The following is a 23069-nucleotide window of genomic DNA, read 5'->3' as shown; positions in this document are numbered from 1 at the left end:
AACGAGCAGCTTTAATCGAAGGTTGTTACAACGACTGCGACCTTCGGTGATTATCTGAGGTTGGCTCAAGATGGTGCTCTAGCAGTGCACCGAAACCTTTTATGGGTATGGGGTAGTTCATCAACTGAAGCGAATGCCAAGCCAATACCTGATTGCTGCTAACAACGGGCTTATCTAATTCCACTTCAATGGATTCAATCACCGATGCTGCACGCAGTGCCGTGCAAGAGATAAAAAGAAGATCCGCTTCAGGATCGCAAACTTGTAGTGCGGCATTTTTAATGTCCATTGGGTCAATGAACGTCATCGCGGTGTCATCTTCAAAGCCAAAGCCAGCAATGCTCAATACCTCAATGCCTTGCGACTCAAAAAATGCTGCGACGTCTTGATTCACAGCTTCGGTATAGGGTGTTAACACTGAGATACACTTAACTTTGAAGCTTTCGAAAGCTGCTAAGGCCGCGGTCACCGGGTTGGTTACTGCTGCATTTGGGCAAGATTGATGAATAAGCTGGGTAATTCGTTCGCTGCCAATCGCTACGGTGCCGGAAGTACAAGCGTAAATCACCACATCCAATTCGGTACCCGGAAGGATGGTATCAGCGCAAGCAGCGATTCCTGGCTCCATCTTTCGCAGGTTCTCTATCGTCAAAGGATTATAGTTTCGAACTCGGCTGGTGAACGACTGTACATCGTCTGGAAACAACGTGTTTAAATCACGCTCAATATTGAAATCTGTCGCTAACGCAATCACACCGACGCGTCCTGCTGGTGCCAATTTTTCTAATTCAAACTGTAAAGTAGCGGTTGCAGATTTCATACTTTCCGACTCCTTGAGCTGCCAATATCAACACTTAACAAATGTTAACAACATGTATCATATAAACTTCAAACTCTGTGATTTTGAACTTTACATTTCGTTCACAAGGTTAATAATGCACCGACAACTTTAAGGATTATCATTAAACGAATACCTTATTGTGCGGGAATTCCGCATTTTTATTGCGTTATAGTGATTTTTTGTTCTCAATCCTCTGTGATTAATTGTTGGAGCCAAATACCTTTAACTCGATCACACACTGGAAAAAAAGAAACAAATAATTTACAAATTGACACTGGGAAGTATGGGTATGACACAACAGCCTGCATTGGTGGTCGACAGTTTCGACAAGAAGATCCTCAACATCGTACAAGACTCAAATAGAGCAACATCAGACAAGATTGCAGAGAAGGTCGGGCTCTCTCCTGCTGCCGTTCAGCGCCGTTTAAAACGCATGAGAGCACAAGGGGTAATTCAGGCTGATGTCTCGGTGATTAACCCAAAAGCGGTCGGTCACGGAATGACGTTTATCGTTCAGGTAACACTTGAACGTGAACGTGTGGATTTGATGCATAACTTCAAAAAAGAGATGAGTTCGAACCGTTCTGTGCAGCAATGCTATTACGTCACAGGCAGCTCTGATTTTATCTTAATCGTCACGGCTGCAGATATGGAGGGGTACGATAATTTTACTCGTGAGGCCTTCTTCGATAATGCCAATATCAAAAGCTTTCAAACCAATGTGGTGATGGATAACGTCAAGGTCGGGCTGACTATTCCGATTGATGAGCAGCGCGATTAGAAAGCAAGACGTGTCATGAGATGAAGTCAAAAAGAGAGAAAAAAAAGACGGTATGAAGAAACCTTACATACCGCCAACTTTGGGGCTTACTTTATTATTCGTTGTTCGCGATTAGCTATTAATTGCTAGCTGCTAACTGCTAACTGCTAACTGCTAACTATGAGCTTTTCGTTATTAGATTTTGTTGTCGATGATTTGTTGGTAGAGATCCGGGTCAGTTGCCCCTTCAGTACCAATGACTAGCACTCGGCTGTCTTGAGTTAAATCCAGTTTTTCAGCGAAATTCGGCTCTTGCTTAGCGATGATCGCTGCGGCAAACCCTGGAACGGCAGATTCGCCCCCTTCTATCGCCGCTTCCGTTTGCTCGCCACTTGCCAGCATGCGCATCGCTTGCGGGATCGCCTCTTCACTCAGCGTCATGAAATCATCAGCACCATTTTGTAGAATCGTCCATGCCAAGCTTGAAACCTCACCACAGGCAAGCCCAGCCATCAGTGTCTCTAGATCGCCGGTAACTACAACGGGCTTGCCCGCTTGAGCACTCTTCTGCAAACAGTTGGCCTGCTCAGGTTCTACGATTACAAAACGTGGACGCTCAGCGCCCCACAAATCCCAGAAGTAACCACAGACGGCTGATGCCAAACCACCTACACCGCCTTGTACGAAGACATGTGTTGGGATCTCACCATCCAATTGCTCGACAATTTCAGCCAACATCACTGTGTAGCCAAGTGCCACATCCTTCGGGATTTCCATGTAACCTTCATAAGAGGTGTCCGACACAATCACGCGGTTTTTCGCTTTGGCTTCAGAATCAGCCAAACGAACCGATTCATCGTAATTACCTGTAATGCGAACTACTTCTGCACCGAACGCTTCCATCGCTTGCTTGCGGCCTTCTGAGACGTCACGGTGAATGTAGATAACACAACCACAACCAAACATTTGTGCGCCCCATGCGACGGAGCGGCCATGGTTTCCGTCTGTTGCACAACTCACAACGATCTCAGCAACTTCTGATTTCCATTCACCGTTGAGCAGCTCACTGATGGTCGGATTCTTCCCATAGCGATTAGCGATTTCAATCTGAAGCTGACGAGCCACCGCATAAGCGCCGCCCAGAGCTTTAAAACTCTTTAAGCCAAAACGCTGCGATTCATCTTTGTACCAAAACTTGTTTACGCCGATCTCAGCAGAGATAGCATTCAGTTCATGCAAAGGAGTCACAGAGTAACCTGGCCATTGAGAAATATCTTTAATCGCCTGTTGAGAGTTCGCGACACTTAAAATGTCACGCTGCTCACTTGAGTATTCCAATTCACGGCGTGCTTGGGGATTAGCGTAGTGTGTCAGAGTGCCTGCCAGTAACTGCATAAATGATCGTCCTTATTAGTCATTCACATGCTCCTTACATCGTTAGATTATAGAAACCTATTGGCCAGTAAGGTTGCGGATAATAAATACTATCGTCAAAAAAGTGCTGTGATTGTGCTTTCTAAAAACCAAATCTGCAGAAATTAGTTGTTACTTAGCGAATAAATGCGGTTTTTACTCACATCCATGTTTTCTCGTTGAATTCATGAGCATTACAAGCGGTACCGCCTTCAATTCCAGAACAAAAAAAGGCTGGTGATGACAAAGCACAACCAACCTTTCAACATACACACCTAATTTTTAATGCGAGTCAAAGCTACTCAATACGTGTAATAAAACCGTATTTATCTGAATCGGCCTTAGTCACCCAGTGTTCGCCAGAAGCCGGAGCAGAATCTAAAGTGAAGATATAGAAATCGATCCCTTTCTCTCCCATCACCTTTTTAAAGTAGGTCGCTTGCTTGCGATGGCTTTCGTTCGTGTATGGGAAGTCTTTGGCTGTTTTATCATCCTCAGCCCAACTGTGCACACCAACCTGCTTATTAAGCTCAATGGCTTTAGTGGTATCTGCTCGTTGCAAAACTCGTTGGTTACCCGCAGCGAAAAGATCCGTGCCGCCAGAGAACACCGAACCCGTAGGCGTTACGATCGTCGTCATGTTGTTACTGTGGATCATGATCCCGGTGTACATATTGATATCATCGTCGGCGCTTCCACCAATATGGTTGGTAAACTTCAATGTCATCTCGCTGCCTTGATACAATTTCACGATATCAAAAAGCTGAGAATAGGTTGATGCACCCAGAGTCGACCGAATTCGATCAACAGCACCAGTCTCTTTGAGCACATCGCGATAAAAGGCATTGAAAGCAAATGAAGTGGTGATGGTGACCTTATTACCCTTTTTGGTTTTACTCAGAATCGTCGAACCCAAGCTCGTCACGTATTGCGACAACTCATTTTGGTACTCAAGCTCAACCGCTTTTGCACTGTTCGCTTTTGTTTGGATTAGCGTGGTCTCATTAGAGACAGAGCGTTGGGCGGCGCTGCAATCAAACACATCTAACCCCTTGCCCTCTGTGTAAATACCGCAGCTATCAAACCCTGCATCAGGAAGGTACAGATCCACACTTTGACCTAAACTATCCGCAAGCCTAACCACTTTTTGCTTATCACTAATATCTTCCGCAAACAGAATGCTTTCATACTGCACACCGTCGTAATCAAGCTTTATGGCCTCTTGAACCTCTTGTCGTTCTTTATACAACTCACCAAGTTTCGCTGATGAAAATACGTAATCAGCTTGAGGTTTTGCTTGCGCTTTAGTCGCCGCTTTACCAGAACTTGAGCCTGAGTTAGAGCTTGAATTACAGCCCGCTAAAAGAATTAAAGGTAACGCCAGTAATGCATTTCTATAGTCGTTCATACAGTTATTCCCAAAATATTTGATGGGAAAATTCTATTATTTAAAGGCCAAAACATCTGTCGTGCGAATGTATGAGAATGTATATCGTTTTGAACATTGTTTTTTATTTTCACACAAATCCAAAAACATCATTGAACTAGCGTGCAAAGTGTTTAATCATTCATGTCAGGTATTTTACGTAAGGCCTGTAAATTGGGTATGCCACAATAACTAGATACTCAAAAAGGCTCCCTCACGTAATCTCAATAAATGAAACGCACGACAAGGCTGATAATGGAATGACAAAACCTAAAATGATCATCGTAGAAGACGATTTGAAACTTCAGCGAATGCTAAAGGATTACTTTGTTACGCAGGACTTTGATGTTTCCACACTCGATGATGGCAGTGATGCCGCACAGACCATCCTTGCCGAACAGCCTGATATCGTGTTGTTGGATTTAATGCTCCCTGTAACCGATGGACTGACAATATGCCGACAGACGCGCACGCTCTTTAAAGGTAAGATTTTAATGCTCACCGCCAGCGATGATGATTTCGACCACGTTGCAGGCTTAGAGACAGGCGCTGATGACTATGTCACCAAGCCAATCAAACCAAGAGTTCTGCTGGCCAGAGTTCGTTCACTATTACGCCGCCAAGACACCAATACAGCTTCAGTCGATGACTCAGACAACCTTCAGTTTGATCAACTGGTTCTGAAAAACACCTATAAGAAGTGTGAACTTTCAGGTGCCGTTTTATCACTAACTGACAGCGAATTTGACCTGTTGTGGTTATTAGCGAGTAACCCTGATACTCCGCTATCACGTGACTATTTGACACAAACGCTACGTGGTATTGAGTACGACGGAATCGATCGAACGATTGATAATAAAATAGTGCGCCTAAGAAAGATTCTTGGCGACGACCACACACCAGCAGAGAAAATTCAGACCATTCGCGGGAAGGGTTACTTATTTGTTTCGACCGCCTGGCGTTAACCTCGCTCAATACGAGCGTAATAAAAGAGAGCGATTATGCGACGTATCTTTTTGGAGTCCTTAATAGGGCTGTTAGTTTGCTTTATGGCTGGCCTTGTCGCCTACGAGATTAGCGTCTATCAGCTCAATACCGACTACGAATATGTACTGGAAGATTACGAAGCAGCTGCCCACCAGCAATTGATCGAGAATATCGCTAAAAATCAAGGCCTTGAAGCGGCCCATCAAGCAATAAACCAGTTTGTAGAAACCACACGAAATAAATTGGTTACATTCAGCCCAGACGATGAAATACCTAGTCCCGTTTCAGAGTTCTTCAGCACTAACCCGAATACCTTTGTTTTTCACGATGATGAACGTGACCTATGGTTTCGCTTAACAAGCAGTGACAATACCTATCACTACCTCCCCAACAGTGAAGCGTTCGTTAGGCAAAAAATAGAGTTGGAGGATGACCTCATTTGGTTGTTCTTTTTAGCGAGCTTTATCTTATATGGCTTATGTCATCTATTTATTATCTTCCGCCGAGTTAAAAAGCTAGAGGCGGCCACTCTGCGTTTTGCGGAAGGGGATCTCTCGACACGAGCCGAGACTTCAAGTGGTATTGCGATTGGTTCACTGAACAAATCCTTCAACCTAATGGCCGATCGAATTCATCGCTTAGTAGAAAGTAATCGCTCACTCACTAATGCTGTCGCTCATGAACTGCGCACGCCAATATTCCGTATTCAGTGGCAAGCTGAAATGTTGAAAGACACCCAGCTAAACGCAGAACAAGAGAGCACGATTGAGAGTATTGTCGAAGACACGGAAGAGATGGAAAAGATGGTCGATGAACTATTGTATTACGCCAAACTCGATAGCACTGACCTAGAAAACTTACAACAACCATTAGAGATTCGAGACTTTCTCGACCACGCCATGACGCGTTGGAACAAAGACACTCAGCTCAGTATCGACCTATCACTGCCAGAGCAACCTAGCTCAATAATGGCAGATGAAACACTACTCAACCGAGCACTAGATAACCTAGTGCGTAACGCAATGAAATTCGCACGTTCGCAAGTGTCGATTGAAGCAAGCGTGCATCAAGATAAGCTACAGATCGCGGTACATGATGATGGTGATGGCGTGGCACAAGAACATCAAGCTCACCTGTTTGAACCGTTTTACGTTGGCGACAAAGCGCGTAACAAAGCCAAGAGCGGCCATGGTTTAGGGCTTTCTATCGTTGAGAAGATCTGTACTCAACACAACGCAACCGTGGAGGTAGGTCAGAGCCAGACCTTAAAGGGTGCAGTATTCACCATAACCATTCAGCTATGTAATGATTCAGCTGACAAACCCATACAGTAACTACAAAACACCTCTGGAATAATGTTCAACATCGGTCGGGAGATGCTGTCTCCCAATGAACTTATTGAATCTAAATTCCAATCTTTCTTAAGGTGTTTGTATGAAAAAGTTATTAGTCGTTTTAGGCATTGTTTCTCTAGCGGGTTGTTCTGGTATTAGCCACAATGAAGAAGTTTACACAGCGCACGCTGAAAGCTTCAACATTGTCGGTTTCCAAGTTCCAGGTAATACTCAAGACCGCGCAATGGAATTAGTACCTGAAGGTGCAACGGTTGATACGATTCGCTCAACAAACTCTGATACGAGCTCTGTTCTGGGTATCATCAACCGTATTATCGGTATCGACTACGTACAAGTTGGCGGTAAAAAGCAGTAATTCGCTATAGTGACGTTAGCCACGTACCATAATTAAGTGTCGCAGTTGCCTACCTATATTCAGTAGCCTGCACAAACTAAGTTAATCTAAGCCAGTGACCCGTCGCTGGCTTTTTTCATCCAGCAGATTTTGTGCTCTGTGCCAAACAAGTGCCCGATTCCCCTTCCCTCTTTTAACTAACAATTCGAAAAATAAGCCGAAAAGTCTTCGATTTCTTATCAAAATTGCCCCTAAATTCGCTAAATGGCCTTCTGCTTAAAGTGACACTTTCAAATCGTTGATCCTTCTATCAACCCAAAATCCGTTAATTGAGGCACAGATCAATTTACTCGAAAATCTTAATTCCCAAGAAAAATTAACACTTAATAAAAGTGTCACGATTTTATAAATAAAACATATGGGTGCGTTCAAAAATAAACAGAAATGATAACTATCTGTAAATACGAGAAATATAAGTTTCATGAATAAAAGAGATCATTGCCATGCTACTAATTAATCAGATCGAATGATGTAAATTCGCTGTGATTAATTTGTTACGTTTTCTTGGATTTTACATGGAAAGAGAAAACAACAATGAAAATAAGAAAGCGTTTAGTTGCCGTTGCTATAGCCAGTGCTATGTCTTTGTCAGTGCATGCAAGTGAATCCGTTCAAATCGATCAACCGATCAACTTTACTAACTTCTCTGGGTTAAACGCTCAGTTAGGAGTCAGTAACGCCTCTAGCTTCAAGATGGTGAAAGAAGTAAACCTGAAAAAGCGTGGTATCTATAAAGTTAAGATCCAGCAGAATATTTGGGGTACCCCGGTATGGGGGCATTACCTAAATGCCACCCAAAGTGCACAAGGTGGGGCGTTAAAGTCGGTTCAAGGGAGCTACCTTAAAACAACGACCTTAGAGCGATCTTTTGTTAAGCCATCAATCAACAGCGCTCAAGCAGTTGAACTCGCAAGTAAAGATCTAAAGACTCAAGGCTTAACCAGCAAATATCTAGACAACGTTCAACATCAGCTATTTATCTATCAAGGCTCTGTAAAGCAAGGCGTCGGACAACAAAGCGTAGATAAAACACGACTAGTGTACGTTGTCTCTTACCTAGTCGAAGGCAGCGAACAGCCGACTCGACCGTTCACCATGCTAGACGCGCACACAGGCGAAGTCATCGACCGCTGGGAAGGTATTGCCCATGCTCAGATCGGCACTGGCCCTGGCGGTAACGAAAAAACAGGCATGTACGAATACGGCACCGACTACCACTACCTTGATGTTCAAGAAGTGGGCACAGAGTGTGTGATGGAATCGGAAAACGTGGTCACTGTTAACCTGAATGGTGCGACCGACGGCGACACCACTTACAGCTATGAATGTCCTCGTAACGAATATAAAGCCGTGAACGGCGCATTCTCACCACTCAACGATGCACATTACTTCGGTAACATCGTGTTCGACATGTATAAAAACTGGTTCGACACAGCGCCACTCTCCTTCAAGCTCATGATGCGTGTTCACTACGGTGAAAACTACGAGAATGCATTTTGGGACGGCAGAGCCATGACCTTTGGTGATGGTGAAAGCTTCTTTTACCCGCTTGTTAGCCTAGATGTATCAGCCCATGAAGTGAGCCACGGTTTCACTGAGCAAAACTCAGGTTTGATATACGCAAACCAATCAGGCGGTATGAACGAAGCATTCTCGGACATGGCGGGTGAAGCGGCTGAATACTACATGAAAGGCACCAACGACTGGATGGTCGGACGCAATATCTTCAAAGGCGAAGGTGCGCTGCGTTACATGGACGATCCATCACGCGATGGCTCTTCAATCAACAATGCATCCGAGTATTACGATGGCTTAAACGTGCACTACAGCTCTGGCGTGTTCAACAAGGCGTTCTACCATCTTGCAACCACACAAGGTTGGGACACCAAGAAAGCGTTCGAACTGTTCGTGCTAGCCAACCAAATCTACTGGTCTGAAAACAGTGATTTCTGGCAAGGCGCTTGTGGCGTGAAGAACTCAGCAACCGATCTTGGCTACAGTGCTGATGATGTTGTTTCTGCGTTCAACTTAGTGGGTGTATCACCGTGTGGCGAACCACCACTTCCACCAGAACCGGAATACCAACGCCTTGAAAATGGTGGTGAAGCCGCAGTTGCTGGCGAAACAGGCTCAAAGACTTACTTCGATATCCAAGTACCAGAAGGCCAAGATAAACTGACGATTGATCTTGCTGTGTCTTCGGGTGACCCAGATCTTTATGTCGGCCTAGATTATGCGCCAAGCTCTCAAGAGAATATCTGTAAGAGCGAAACCGTGACCGATGAAGTGTGTGTGATTGAAAACCCAACTGCAGGTCGTTACACGGTTAACGTTCTAGGTTACTCAGATTACGCAGGTGCAAACCTAAAAGCATCGTACGAATCTGGCAGCGCTAACGTGCCACCCGTCTCTTCTTTCGAACACACCATTGACGGCAAAGAAGTAGAGTTGCGCAGCACAAGTTCAGACAGCGATGGTCAAATCGTCTCTTACCAATGGAACCTAGGCGATGGCAACACGCAAACAGGTGAAGTGACTCGTTATACCTACGCTGAAGTTGGCGACTACGTGGTAACGCTAACCGTGACTGACGATGCAGGCATTGCAACATCAACCAGCAAGTCGATTACGATTGAAGGTGACTCAGCGGAAGGCTTCCCACTAAAACTGAAGTTTGGTAACAAAAACCCGAATGGCAAAGCTCGCGTTAAGCTGGCATGGGATTACGACACCAACGACTACTTCGTGATTAAGCGCAATGGCAAGAATGTTGGTGCAACAGACTTCAACTCATACGTCGACAAGTTCCGTCACAACGGCACAGTCGATGTGGAGTACCAAGTGTGTACCTCAAGCGATATCTGTTCAGAAACCAAGCACTACCGTTTCATTAAAACTCAATAATCGAAAGTAGATTCAGGGCTCCTTACGGGAGCCCTTTTCGCGATTGAGCTACTTGGCTTCTTGGTTAATGAGCTAATGAAACGCCTACATGAAAAAACCACGCATTACACAAAAATCACACCCATCAAGATAACAATACTCACCATAAAAAGGACGACAAATGGCTATTCAAAAAAGCATGCTAGCTTTGGCTGTACTCGGAGGCTCTCTAGCCTTAATTGGCAGTACTTCGGCTTACGCATCCCTAGGCATCACACCACCAGCGAACCAAGAGGTTTGGATCACCACCGATGCGGACGCACAGCATATAATGACTCAGCATGGCGCAACGGTTTACCCGGGAATAACGGGAAACAAGCATTCCATCGTCGCGAAAATCAACCAGAAAGAGCTCGCGAAACTATCCAGCCACATGCATGAAGAAACCCACCGTTGTGGTGGCTACATGGTGCACGAAGACAAAGCTAGCGCACTCAAAGCCGCAGCGATGCCATTGACAATGAGCACCTTCGAAAAGCCGGTGATCAGCCATCAAGATACGGTGAATGACCTACTCGCTCAGGTCGAGCCAAACAACATGGTCACGACCATTGAAAATCTAACCAACTTCACCAACCGTTTTTATACTACTTCTACTGGTGTCGCGGCTTCAGATTGGCTTTTAGAGCGTTGGGAAACAGAAATTAAAGATGTGCCTTATGCGTCTGCACGCCAGATCACGCATGCCGAATACCCGCAGAAATCCGTTGAAGTGACACTGCTTGGCGCTAAAGATCCTGAAGAGATCGTGGTGGTTGGCGGCCATCTTGATTCAACGGTAGGTTCCTGGACAAGTGAAGGTACCATCTCACCGGGAGCCGATGATGATGCTTCGGGCATTGCAACGGTAACAGAGTCGCTTCGCCTGATGATCGCCAGCGGTATTCAGCCAGACAAAACCATCAAGTTCTATGGCTATGCTGCAGAAGAAGTGGGGCTGCGCGGTTCACAAGATGTCGCCAACGCTTTAAGAGATGAGCAAGCCAACGTTGTGTCCGTATTGCAATTAGACATGACCAACTACAACGGTTCAGCGCACGATATCACCTTCATCACGGACTACACCGACAGCAACCTCACCGCCTACTTAAGCGAGCTAATCGACACTTACGCGAGCGACATCAGTTACGGTTTTGATGATTGTGGCTATGCCTGTTCTGACCACGCCTCTTGGCACAATGTTGGCTACCCAGCCGCCATGCCATTCGAAAGCATGTTCAATGATTACAACCCAAGTATTCACACTGAGCACGACACGCTTGAAAACTCCGATCCAACCGCAACACACGCGACTAAATTCGCCAAATTGGCCATTGCTTATCTTGTCGAAACTAGCCTCGACTCACCGGTTGCCGGCCCTAAAGAGCTGCAAAATGACGTCCCCGTTGAAGGACTTACTGCAGGATATGGTGAAGAGCAATTCTTCACATTTACGACGGAAAGTGCAGGTCAGTTAACGGTGACATTAACAGGCCCTCGTAGTGGCGATGCCGACCTTTACGTGAAACACAATGGCACCGTATCAAAAGCGAGCTACGATTGTCGTCCATACCAGAACAGCAGCAACGAACAGTGTGTATTGAACAAGCCAGCGGGTGAATTCAATATCATGGTACGCGGTTACCGTAACTTTAGCGATGTCACTATCGTCGCTAACTTCGTCCCTGATTGGCTGTAAGGTTGGTTAATTGACTAACAATTAAACCTCGTAAACACGGCAAAAACTAAAAATCCGCAAGCCCACGATCATAAACAGATTGGAGCTTGCGGATTTTTTATTGTCTTCGGAGAGCATCTCAACTTAATGACCCTTAGTTATCATCAAGCCGTCTTTTTCATTACCTTGCCACAAATGTACTCACCAATCGGCATTGCAGAGGTCGCCGCTGGTGATGGCGCATTGCACACGTGCAAGCTTCTTGAGCTTTCGGCAAACAGAAAATCATGAACCAAGGTGCCATCTTTGAGGACTGCTTGGGCACGAATGCCTGCTGGATAAGGTTTGAAATCTGACACCGTAATGCTCGGGCAATATTTGTTCACTAGCTTTAGATAACCCGGCTTCCACCAGGAGTTTTTAAACTCGACCAAACCGGTTTTTAGATTATTCGCAGTCACTTTCCAAAAGCCCGCAAAACTCAGCATCTGCCAAGTGTCCTTGAAACTAAAGTTAAGCCTACCATAACCTTCTCGCTTCCAACCTTGAACTGCATTTGGCCCTACTGTTACGGAGCCATCAATCATGCGTGTTAAATGCACGCCCAAGAAAGGCAGCTCTGGGTCAGGGATAGGGTAGATAAGATGATTCACCACTTGGTTGTGTTTGGCGTCTAACTGATAATATTCACCGCGATATGGGACGATTTGGAAGTCGGTTTCAATGCCAAGCATGCTGGTCATTCTATCGGCCATCAAACCAGAACAAGTGATCAAGAATCGGCTATTGAGTTGTAGAGTCTGACCATCGACTTTACACGTTAACTGCACCTCATCTTCTTGCTCATCGGCCAAGATCACTTCAGTGCCAAGGCTAAGTTTGCCACCCGCTTCAACAAACTCTTGAGCCATCACTTCAGTGACTTTTTTGTAGTCGACGATACTGGTGGTTTTGACATAAATCGCACCCAAACCCGTGATGTTTGGCTCGGCAAGTTTGAGCTGAGCTTGATCCAACAAATCGACATCAATATCGTTATCGTGGCAACGCTGATAGAGCGCATTCATTCGCTCGACTTCTTGCTCATTGGTCGCGACCAACAACTTACCGCAGTTTTCGACGGGGATATCGTGTTGGCTACAAAAGGCGATGGTGCGCTCTACGCCACGTTTACAAAAATCGGCCTTTAAACTGCCCGGAGCGTAGTAAACACCAGCATGAATCACCCCGCTATTATGGCCAGTTTGGTGCAGTGCAAAGCCACGTTCCTTTTCGACTAAAAGGATACTTTTATCAGGGTGAGCTTGCTGTAATTGCCATGCCGTCGACACGCCAACAATGCCGCCACCAACGATAATATAGTCGTATATTGAGTTCATAATATTCCTACATTCAATCCTTTTAATTATAGGGAAGACGCGACAGTGTCAGACTCGGTTTGAGGCAAAGATTCTTGCTCATCTTCCGATTCCTTTTTCACTTGGTTGATGTCGTATTTACGACCGCTGTAGATGAAGATGCTCACAAATAGAGCCACACAAACCAAGCGAATCACAATTGACACATCAGGCCAAACCAAAGCGACACCCAGTGCAATCAACACGACTCGAAGAGCGAGATTGATTTCACTTTCTAAGTAACCTTCAATCGCTGCGATAAACGCATACGTACCGATAATAGCAAAGCCACCCGTAACCAAAACGGAGGTCACATCCCAACTTACCAAGTTGGTGTAAGCAATCAGCAATGGCACCAAATACAAGCCTTTGGCTATCTTCCATGCCATTAAGCCGGTTCTCATCGGTGGGGTTTTCGCAATGGTCGCAGCTGCAAACGCCGTTAAACAAACAGGTGGGGTTACGTTGCTGTCTTGCGATAACCAGAAGATGATCAAATGTGCAGACAGCAGCGCAAGGCTGATCGCTTCCAAGCCTAAGCTTTGCTCAAGCAGGGTTTCGACAAAATCTGCAGGGACTAACGCAATCATCTCTTTGGCTGTTTCGAGTGCCATTGGCGCACTCAGCAAGTCTAACTTGTCTGGTGCCGCCAGCATGAAGATGGCTTTCGCCTGTTCAGGTAACTGACCCGAAACCAACAGGTCAAGCAATTGGCTTTCAGCAATCAACTTGTACAAAGCCGGAGCCGAGAGTGTGCCCAAAACGATATAAGCCGCGGTTACCGGCAAGCCCATACCTAAAATTAAAGACGCCAGTGCGATCAAGGCAATCATGACTAGCAAGTCGCCGTTCGCCCAGCTGTTGATCATCAAAGAGAAGGTGTTACCAATTCCGGTGGTGCTGATAACGTTAATAACAAGGCCAATACCCACCAACAACACCGCCGTAGTCGCCATGTTTTTCGCACCTTGAGAAAGCGCTTCGATGATCGCCTTTGGACCCATTTTGTGATTTTTAGAGAACCATGAGGCTACGACGACAGACAGGATCGAGATACCCGCTGCGTAAGTCGGCGTGAAGCCCTTCACCAACAGAGTCACCAACACCGCTAACGGGATCAGGTTATGCCAACCCGACAGCAATACTTTCAATAGAGGTTCACAGCCAGAAGTCACCTTTTGCACACCACTGCGTTTTGCTTCGATGCGCACGAAGAATGCCACAGACAAAAAGTAGATAAGCGCAGGTAAGAAGGAAACCGCAATGATGTCGACATAAGGGATCTGCGTGTAAGACGCCATAATAAACGCACCCGCACCCATCACTGGTGGCATCAACTGCCCGCCCGTCGATGCTGCCGCTTCAACACCCGCTGCGAAACGCGAAGGGAAGCCCGCCTTTTGCATCAAGGGAATACTGATCACGCCCGTCGATACGGTGTTTGCTACGCTCGAACCAGACACTGAGCCCATCAAGCCAGAGCCTATTACCGCGATGAAGCCGGGGCCACCTATCACTTTGCCTGCCGCTGCGCGAGACACATCAATGATGTAATCACCGACACCCGAACGCACTAAGAATGCGCCAAATAGGATGAACATAAACACGAACGTCCAGCTGATTCTTGAGATAGAACCAAACATCCCTTCTGATGAGTAAAAGCTTCGATAAAGCAGTGTTTCAAGGCTCAAACCTGGGAAATGGAAGATGCCACTGGTCCATTGCCCCCACAGCACCACATAGCTCAAACACACCAAAATAAGCACCGGAATAAACCAACCCATGGTGCGACGAATTAGCTCAATAACGATAGCAATCGCCAAGATAGAAAAGAACCAATCACTGGCGACAAACTTCACGCCTCGCTCATACAAGGCATCTTCTGCAAAGGGGATATAGATAAGACAAGCCAGAGCCGCCAAAGCGATCCCGATGTCCACTGCCAAAGCAATTTTGCTTTTTTTTAGTGAGATATGGGCGGGATACCAAAGCGCACAAATGATCGCGAAACCGGCAAAGTGGGTCGCCGAGATCCAAAGTTCTGGCAAGGTAGATAAGGTGTTAAACCAAATGTGTAATAGAGAGAGTATCACTCCCATTGTCGTTATCGCTTTGCCTACCCACGGAAAATCCGTTCGGGTCGGCAGTTCAAATTTTTTCAGTTCCTGCTGCAGCGAATCGCTCATAGAAAACTCCTGCTCTCCACAGCGAAATGCGCAGAGAAAATCCATAAAGTAAGCAGGTGCACGAACACATTCACAATATGAACGCGCACCTAGCAATTTAGTTACGAAGGGTGTTTTTTGAATTGACGAAGACGGTTAGTTGTCGAAACCGTTAGTTGACGATCAACTCAGAAGGGACATCGATACCCACTTCTTGGTAGTAACGTGCAGCGCCCGGGTGAAGTGGAACAGGCAGACCTGCGATCCCTTTCTCGAGAGCCATTGCTTTGGTTGCTTTGTGGATACCTTGTAGGAAAGGTAGGTTTTCGTAGATAGCTTTGGTCAGCTGGTACACGTCTTCTTCAGAGATGTCTTCACGAACCGCTAGGAAGTTGGGTTGAGCAATAGTGGTGATCGGCTTATCAACACCTGGGTAAGTGTTAGCAGGGATCTCGTACTTGGTCCAGATATTGTAATCACCGTTCGCTTGTTTGATTTGCGCATCGGTAAATGACAGGATTTGAATGTCTTCACCCAAGGCTGCAAACGCTTGAGTTACCGCACCAACAGGCACGCCAGCGGGCGTATTCATGCCATCGATAGTGCCATTTTGTAGTGCGCTAGCACTGCCGCCGTAACCCATAAAGGCGAGTTTAAATTGTTCTGGGTTAACCGACAGGCCTTGCATGATCTGGCGTCCTGAATTCTCTGTACCTGAGTTCTTCTTACCGATAGAGAATTTTTTGCCGTTTAGATTTTCTAAATCACTCATGGTGCCCGTTTCTGTCAGATCAGAGCGCACAATAAAGTGTTCCACGTTTTGCCATAGCATTGAGACTGAACGCAGTTGTTTTTGACTGCCTGACTTCTCATATGGACCAAGCCCTTGCCACGCCCATGCACCATACAGACCTTGTAGAATGGCAAACTGTGCCTCGTTCTCATTGAGAAGTTTCACGTTCTCGCCCGATCCTGCAGAACTGATCGCCGCCAAAGAAAAGTGCTGCTTTGGCGCAAGCTTAACTTTGCTCAATGTCGCTAAAGCCACACCCACTGGATAGTAAGTACCGCCCGTTGAAGCCGTCGCTAAAATGTAGCTGCGATCTTCTTGAGCTGAGGCGTTACTGATAAGGCCAATAGAGGCCATTGCGATTGCTAAAGTTTTAACTAGCTTGTTGTATTTCATTGTTACTCTCCATGTAGAGTTATTCACGTTATATTTTTGTTAACAACAATTGCTAGATAGCAAGCGCAATGCCAGTTTTTAACCATTTGTTTTAGTTGATATTTATTTTAAAAATCACTTATAGTGAGCCATTTCTTGCTTATTTAGTCGCTATTGGATGAGCTATTTTTTGCTTATCCAAAGCAAGCTTTAACATCTATTTAAAGATAGCTAAGTCACACTGCATCGTATTTATGTGATCAATATTTATAAAGTAACAAATATGAGGTGAGCCATTTTTTGCTCATTGATTTAGACAGCTCCTCTCATCTCGTCATCACTTACGAATCGACATAATCGCTTCGGTTTAACGCATAGCGCACCATTTTTTGATTCAATGTTCGGCGGGGTAAATCCAAGTCTTGCATCACATCATTGATGCGCCCTTGATAACGCACTAGCGCATCATGAATCACTTTTCGCTCAAAGCTCTGAACCTGAACCGCCAATGGGATGCCTGCCGTGGTTGATTCTGTTACTGAGTTAGGTCGACACGCCAAAATATCGCCAACAGTGAGGCTTTCATCCAGTGCAAAACGAATCGCCACATTACGCAGCTCACGTACATTGCCCGGCCATGCATACGACAACAAGGCATAACGATCGGCCTCACTGGCGATTCGAGTTTCACTGTTCGCTTCTTGGGTGAAGTGTTCAAACAAAAGCAAGGTATCTTCTTCGCGATCACTGAGTGGAGGTAAATGCAGCTGTGCAACGTTCAAACGATAGAAAAGATCTTGGCGAAAGTCGGGGTGATTCAGTAGATCGCTTTTCGAGGCAGACACAACTCGCAGGTCGACGTTTTGTTGCTGATTACCGCCGACGCGTTCCACGATATTATCTTGCAGAGTACGCAGCACTTTGACTTGCATCGACAGCGGCATGCTTTCAATTTCATCAAGGAACACGGTGCCTTTGTCGGCAAACTCAAGCTTACCAATACGCCTCTTAGCAGCGCCAGTAAATGCCCCAGCTTCGTGACCAAACAGCTCGCTTTCGAACAAGTTTTCAGGAATCGCACCACAGTTGAGCGGCACAAACGGATGGGTTTTACGTTGGCTGAATTCATGTAAGCAAGAGGCGACTAGCTCCTTACCACAGCCGGTTTCACCATAGATAATCACGTTGGTGTCTATTGAAGCCACTTTCTGGATTTGCTCTCGCAGTTCACACATCACTTTACTGCGACCGATCAGCACCTGTTCAATGCCTTTCAAATTATCTAGATAGCTTTGGCGACTGATTCTGTCTTGGCCACTTTGATGTTTGTCGACCGCTTCAGATACCGTTTGAGACAAACGCTCTGGATCGAATGGCTTCTCAATGAAGTCATAGGCACCTTGCTGTAAGGCCTTGACGGCCATGTCTACATCGCCATGTCCAGTAATCAAAATAACAGGCACCTCTGGCACAAGACTTTTGAAACGCCCTAGCAGTTCAACACCATCAATATCAGGTAAACGAACATCAGTGATAATGGTTTGAAAATCGCCCTGCTCTACGGCGTTTAACGCATCTTGTCCTAATTCAAATGCGGTGACATCGAAGCCCGCCAGCTGCAACCATTGGCTGGTTGCTTGACGCACAATCGCGTCATCTTCAATTAAAGCAATACGCTGCATAGTTTGGTTCCGCCACTCTACATCTGATTAATATCGTCCACGGTATGTAAAAAAACCGCAGACGAAAAGGAGCTAGCTCCCACTTTGAATAACACTCCTTTAACAGTTTTATAATGTTTGTTAGCTTCGATTTGTCCCACACTTCACCTTCCAAGTCGTGAAGCAGCGAAACTTCGCACCTCGCTGATTTCAAAGAGGCAACTCACTAACTTTAAAAGGATTTAATCAAGAATGGTTAGTAACAATCGATATTGGTTATTCCTGTGTGCTTGTTTATTGATTGGTTTAGTGCAGGTAGCCACGAAGAATGGAATCAGCCAATGGAAGCTTGAACAAGCGCAACGTTATGCGGAACAACGCTTTCTTGGATACATTGCCGAAGCAAGGCGCACGCTTAAACGTTTCTATTATTTGCCCTATCTGGTGACCAACGATGAGACCAGTGTCCGTTTCATTGATGGTGAACAACAACTCGAAAAACGTATCAAGAAACAGCTGATTCAACTGGATAAAGCGGCCAACACCAAGGGCTGGTATCTGCTTTCAGGCAAAGGCGAGTTGTTAGTATCGAGTGTAGAAAGAAGCAAGCTGAGCAAAAAGAACGCCAGCACGATTGTGTCTAAAATCCACCAGCAAGGTGGTGCTATCTCTGTAGTGACCAAAAATAAAGGCGTGACACCCGATTACTTTATTGCCGCGCCCGTTTATCGAGCCTCCGATGTGGTCGGTATTGTCGCGGTGCAAATCGATTTGTCATTATTAACCGATCAATGGTTTGCTGATGGTGAAGCGATCCTGTTCCAGAACCCTCGCGATCAGTTCTTTCTGTCGAGTGATAAACGACTGAGCGCTGACTGGTTCAACGACACGTTCAACTCACAACCAAGCACGACAAAACGCGAGCTGTACGACCAAACCCATATTCGCGTGTGGCGACTGCAAGATAAAGATTACTTGATTCAGTCAATCAAGTTAGATGACCTTAATTGGCGTTTAACCTATCTAACACCATTAACTAACCTCAACCAGACCACTAACTGGATCAGCTGGAGTGTTGCGGTTGGCTGTCTTTTCATTCTGCTGTTGCTGGTTATTCTTTATCAAAGACGTCAGAAAAAGCTCAGTAATCTGCGAATCCAAAAGCTCATCGAAGAGTCGGAAAAACGACTGTCTGGGATGATCAATAAAACCCATGTTGGGTTAATACTGATCGATAAACACGGACGCATTCACGATATCAACCTGATGGCGAAGAACTACTTTTCCTTGTCCGATTCGATGATCAATAACATCAAGGCGTGGCAGTTATTTGAGGCAGGTAACCCGAATTCAACCACCTTGCAGCTGCTCAAGAACTTAGAACAGCATCAAGAACTGGCCGAGATCACCAGCGTCGAAACCATGGCAAGACGCAGTGATGGCAGTTACTTCCCTGTTTTATTCTCTATTAGCGCCTTTCCTTGGCATGCGACGACTTACTACCTGTGTACCGTAATCGATATCAGCAAACGTAAGAAAGCCGAAATTGCGGTGCAAAACGCCAATAAAACGCTGCAGCTGCGAGTCGAAGAGCGAACTCAAGATCTAAAAGATGCGCAGCAAGAACTGGTCGAATCTAGCAAATTGGCTGCACTAGGACGGATGTCGAGTGCGATTACTCATGAGTTAAATCAACCTCTTACCGGCCTAAAAACCCTGCTTTCAAGTAATCAATTACTGATGGAAAGAGGCGAGACTAAGATGCTGAAAGCGAACATGGATCTCGTGATGAGCCTCATCGACCGAATGGCTAACATGACTAGCCAATTGAAGTCATTCGCCTTTCAAAGACTAGAAAAGCCATATCCAGTTTCACTCACCGAAGCACTGCAAGAAACCCTACGTATTCACCAAGCAGAGTTAGACAACGTCGATATCCGCGTGCGTGTCGCCTCTAATATTTCGATGGTGATGGGAGAAGAGGCTAGACTGCGCCAAGTGCTTGGTAACCTACTTAGAAACGCTTTAGATGCGACTCAGAATCAAACACCCGCGACCATTGTTATCAGTGCACATGCCGATCAACAACGTGTGATTATCAAGGTGCAAGACAATGGCTGCGGTGTATCAGAAGACCAACTCGAAACCATTTTCGAACCGTTTCATACCAACAAAAAAATGGGCGAAGGTTTGGGGCTGGGGTTAGCCATCACCGCAAACAACGTGCGCGATATGCAAGGTACCTTGATAGCGAAGAACAACTCAGACCAAGGCATGACATTCACGTTAACGCTGAAGAATATAGATAGTAAGTAATCACTAACAAAAAGCATTACATTACACCTCACAAAGAAACCAGAACTAAAAAACCGCCCACAGAGGGCGGTTTTGATTCACTTATTGGTGTGTGACTTATCAGTTCATCAGTTAAAGGCTTACTCAGCCAACTGCTTCAACAGTAGCTCTGTTGGGCGAACAATCGCGATGATCGATTCGTCGTAGATTTTCGCCGAATCAGACAGTATCGCTTGATAGGCATTCACGTCTGCTGCTCTTACTTTCTCGCCTGCTTGTGCTTTAGCAATCAAGGTTAACGCTAAATCTGCGACTTCAACGGTTTTCTCTGCAACCACCACGCTATCGACCGAAGACACGTTACCAGCGAAGATTGCTTCAGCGGCAAATGCAGCCGATTTAGCTTGCTGATAATGCCCTGCAAGTTGCTCAAGCGCTTGTTGATTACCCGTCGCCACTTCATTGACTAAGTCTTGCATCTCATACACGGCGTAGCTTTCCACAGGTAGCGCATCAACGAAGCGGTTTAAGCGCTCGTATTGGCTGTATAAAGTGCCCTTAGGTTCAGTAGAGTTCCACTTCTCCCAGTTACGTGCGTAGTACTGTGCTGGCTCGGTGTACTTGGCTAGCACGCGCAGGTCGTGAATATCTTGGCCTTTGGCAATGCGTTTTAACAACATATCGGCATCCGCATGATGACGTAGCCCAACCGACACTTCAGACCATGTGTCCATTGCCTTCATGCGCTTGTACATGCTGCGTTCGTCAGTCAGTTCTTCATCAGACCAGAAACGCTCTGCAATGGCATAACTACGTGGCCATAGATAGTTTTCTACCGTGAGGCTGTCTTTGTTCTCTAGCCACATGGTGATCTCGCCACCTAAAATCAGCTCTTTTTCTTTATCTGTTAATTCAGCAGGGTAACCGCCATTTGGCTCTGGAATCACGCTGCCTTCAACATCACTGCTCGCAATCACTTCACCTGTGGTTGGCCAGCGCACGTTACCAATCAACTGATAACTGCCTTCAGCAAACCCATTTGGATTCAGATTCAAGTTGAATTCAGTATAAGACATGAAGTTATCGAAGTGACCGACAAAGGTTTTACCAGGCACATAATCAAGAATGTAGATCTCTTCGCGAGACTTACCGTTGTAATCACTAAACGCACGGAAAGTACCGTCTTTCGCTTCAATGATGGTCAGCGTTCCCTTACGTGGGCTGCCTTTAGAACGAGGTTTCTGCCATTGGTAAGTCACGAATTTTTCGCCACTGTGCAGCTTATCGTCAACCGTGATGCCACTTGGCATTGGATCATTGCGATAGTGATAGCTAGTCGGCTGAGGTTGGTCTAGGTAGTAACCGGTAGAAAGAATACCTGGGTAGCCCTCTTTTGCCGCACGGCCAATGCTGTCATGCCCTTGCCAGCTTTGAATCACGATCGAAGTCGGCAGATCTTTATGCCAAATCTCATCCCAACCCGTCATCTTCTTACCGCGCTCTTCGAGCATCTTCTCAACTTTTACATTGAGGTAAGACTGCAGGCCACGCTCACCATCGATATTATTCTCTTCAATGAACTGTTGGTGCTTTTCGCTGTTTTTCCACTGCGCATAGTTCGGCTCATCGCCACCAATATGGAAATATTCATCTGGGAACAGCTCGGTCACTTCATCAAACACATCGCCCAGCATTTCATAGAGCTCTGGATTCAATGGATCCATCAATGGTTCAAACACGCCCCAACCACGCTCTTGCTCATAGCTTTGACCTTCACCACCCGACATCAGGCGCGGGTAAGCATAAGCAACCGCAGAAGAGTGCCCCGGCAGCGACACCTCTGGAATCACACGAATACCGAGGTTACGCGCGTATTCCACTAAGTAGCGAACTTGGTCTTTGGTGTAGTAATTGCCATCGGCGGTTTCAGACCACAGACGCGGCCATGATTCGGTTTGAATGCGAATGCCTTGGTCGTCCCAGAAGTGCCAATGGAACACGTTCATCTTCGCCGATGCCATCGCGTCTAACTGACGAATCAGCACATCGAATTCAATGAAGTGACGCGAGGTATCGTAAGAAACACCACGCCAGCGAAAACGAGGCTCATCGACAATCGTGACAGCAGGAATGTGGTAGCCAGTCGCTGTCGTTTCAACGAGCTGTAAAAGGGTTTCGATGCCGTGAATTGTGCCGTATGGGCTTGGTGAACTCAGCGTTATTTGATCACCCTGAGTGGTAATTTTGTAGGACTCCACAGAATCAATGTTTTGTACTTCAGATTTTGGTGCCGCGTCGATATCAATGATCAGGTTCGCTTGGTCTGAACTATCTACCTGCCAGTTTAGAATCGGAACACCCGTCTGGCGCTCAAGGCGATCAATAAAGCGTTTCGCCGTGTATTCAACACGGTCAGAGTTAAAGCCTTTGATGTAAACCTTGAAGTTACCGTCGACCTTAACTTGCCCAGCTTTCAGCTCGACTGTTTGCGGGTACGGCATTAAATTTAGATCGGTATTTGGAGCCATTGCTAACGCCATTGGGGACACTACTGAACCTGAAATCAATAGGGATAATATAGTTTTTTTCATTATTGGTTTTCCTATATAA

15 protein-coding genes are annotated in these 23069 nt (G+C 46.0%); 7 read left to right on the top strand and 8 right to left on the bottom strand.

Annotated features, from left to right (window positions below; translation table 11 throughout):
- Nucleotides 1-25: 25 nt before the first annotated feature.
- Nucleotides 26-820 (bottom strand): maleate cis-trans isomerase family protein, encoded by a 795-nt coding sequence (locus HRQ85_RS02105; RefSeq protein WP_060980762.1) that lies wholly within the window; start codon nucleotides 818-820, stop codon nucleotides 26-28.
- 310 nt (nucleotides 821-1130) lie between these two features.
- On the opposite strand from HRQ85_RS02105, the gene HRQ85_RS02100 reads away from it, so the two are divergent.
- Nucleotides 1131-1622, top strand: a complete 492-nt coding sequence (locus tag HRQ85_RS02100; RefSeq protein ID WP_048610360.1) for an Lrp/AsnC family transcriptional regulator — start codon at nucleotides 1131-1133, stop codon at nucleotides 1620-1622.
- A gap of 174 nt (nucleotides 1623-1796) precedes the next feature.
- Here the strand turns inward: HRQ85_RS02100 and HRQ85_RS02095 are convergent, their stop codons facing one another.
- Nucleotides 1797-2996 (bottom strand): diaminopropionate ammonia-lyase, encoded by a 1200-nt coding sequence (locus tag HRQ85_RS02095; protein ID WP_108019718.1) that lies wholly within the window; start codon nucleotides 2994-2996, stop codon nucleotides 1797-1799.
- Between the two features lie 316 nt (nucleotides 2997-3312).
- The gene (locus HRQ85_RS02090; protein ID WP_172378538.1) at nucleotides 3313-4422 is read right to left on the bottom strand and encodes an alpha/beta hydrolase; all 1110 of its coding nucleotides are present in this window, start codon (nucleotides 4420-4422) and stop codon (nucleotides 3313-3315) included.
- 278 nt (nucleotides 4423-4700) lie between these two features.
- On the opposite strand from HRQ85_RS02090, the gene HRQ85_RS02085 reads away from it, so the two are divergent.
- The 5 genes from HRQ85_RS02085 (at nucleotide 4701) to HRQ85_RS02065 (ending at nucleotide 11797) form a co-directional block, all read left to right on the top strand.
- A complete protein-coding gene (locus HRQ85_RS02085; RefSeq protein WP_065677243.1) occupies nucleotides 4701-5405 on the top strand; it encodes a response regulator transcription factor in 705 nt (234 codons plus the stop codon).
- A gap of 36 nt (nucleotides 5406-5441) precedes the next feature.
- The gene (locus tag HRQ85_RS02080; RefSeq protein ID WP_172378537.1) at nucleotides 5442-6761 is read left to right on the top strand and encodes a sensor histidine kinase; all 1320 of its coding nucleotides are present in this window, start codon (nucleotides 5442-5444) and stop codon (nucleotides 6759-6761) included.
- Nucleotides 6762-6861: 100 nt separating this feature from the next.
- Nucleotides 6862-7137: a hypothetical protein gene (locus tag HRQ85_RS02075; protein ID WP_017065177.1), complete on the top strand. Its 276-nt coding sequence runs from the start codon at nucleotides 6862-6864 to the stop codon at nucleotides 7135-7137.
- Between the two features lie 573 nt (nucleotides 7138-7710).
- Complete coding sequence (locus tag HRQ85_RS02070; RefSeq protein WP_172378536.1) at nucleotides 7711-10080, top strand: M4 family metallopeptidase; 2370 nt, start codon at nucleotides 7711-7713, stop codon at nucleotides 10078-10080.
- A gap of 160 nt (nucleotides 10081-10240) precedes the next feature.
- Nucleotides 10241-11797: a M28 family metallopeptidase gene (locus tag HRQ85_RS02065; RefSeq protein WP_172378535.1), complete on the top strand. Its 1557-nt coding sequence runs from the start codon at nucleotides 10241-10243 to the stop codon at nucleotides 11795-11797.
- Between the two features lie 143 nt (nucleotides 11798-11940).
- Here the strand turns inward: HRQ85_RS02065 and lhgO are convergent, their stop codons facing one another.
- From lhgO to HRQ85_RS02045, 4 genes are all read right to left on the bottom strand, one after another.
- Nucleotides 11941-13155 (bottom strand): L-2-hydroxyglutarate oxidase, encoded by a 1215-nt coding sequence (gene lhgO, locus HRQ85_RS02060; RefSeq protein ID WP_172378534.1) that lies wholly within the window; start codon nucleotides 13153-13155, stop codon nucleotides 11941-11943.
- A gap of 26 nt (nucleotides 13156-13181) precedes the next feature.
- On the bottom strand, nucleotides 13182-15359 hold the full coding sequence (locus HRQ85_RS02055; RefSeq protein WP_172378533.1) for a TRAP transporter permease: 2178 nt from the start codon (nucleotides 15357-15359) through the stop codon (nucleotides 13182-13184).
- A gap of 151 nt (nucleotides 15360-15510) precedes the next feature.
- Nucleotides 15511-16524, bottom strand: a complete 1014-nt coding sequence (locus HRQ85_RS02050) for a TAXI family TRAP transporter solute-binding subunit (protein WP_048610053.1) — start codon at nucleotides 16522-16524, stop codon at nucleotides 15511-15513.
- 320 nt (nucleotides 16525-16844) lie between these two features.
- Nucleotides 16845-18185 (bottom strand): sigma-54-dependent transcriptional regulator, encoded by a 1341-nt coding sequence (locus HRQ85_RS02045; RefSeq protein WP_172378532.1) that lies wholly within the window; start codon nucleotides 18183-18185, stop codon nucleotides 16845-16847.
- A gap of 231 nt (nucleotides 18186-18416) precedes the next feature.
- On the opposite strand from HRQ85_RS02045, the gene HRQ85_RS02040 reads away from it, so the two are divergent.
- Complete coding sequence (locus HRQ85_RS02040) at nucleotides 18417-20480, top strand: sensor histidine kinase (RefSeq protein ID WP_172378531.1); 2064 nt, start codon at nucleotides 18417-18419, stop codon at nucleotides 20478-20480.
- A 119-nt stretch (nucleotides 20481-20599) separates the two neighbouring features.
- Here the strand turns inward: HRQ85_RS02040 and HRQ85_RS02035 are convergent, their stop codons facing one another.
- The gene (locus HRQ85_RS02035) at nucleotides 20600-23050 is read right to left on the bottom strand and encodes a family 20 glycosylhydrolase (RefSeq protein WP_172378530.1); all 2451 of its coding nucleotides are present in this window, start codon (nucleotides 23048-23050) and stop codon (nucleotides 20600-20602) included.
- Between the last annotated feature and the right edge of the window lie 19 nt (nucleotides 23051-23069).

It is taken from the genome of Vibrio sp. Vb339, assembly GCF_902751245.1.
Lineage (GTDB): Bacteria > Pseudomonadota > Gammaproteobacteria > Enterobacterales > Vibrionaceae > Vibrio > Vibrio coralliirubri.
The sequence above is the reverse complement of the archived record's forward strand: the minus strand, read 5'-3'. Positions and strand labels throughout refer to the sequence as shown.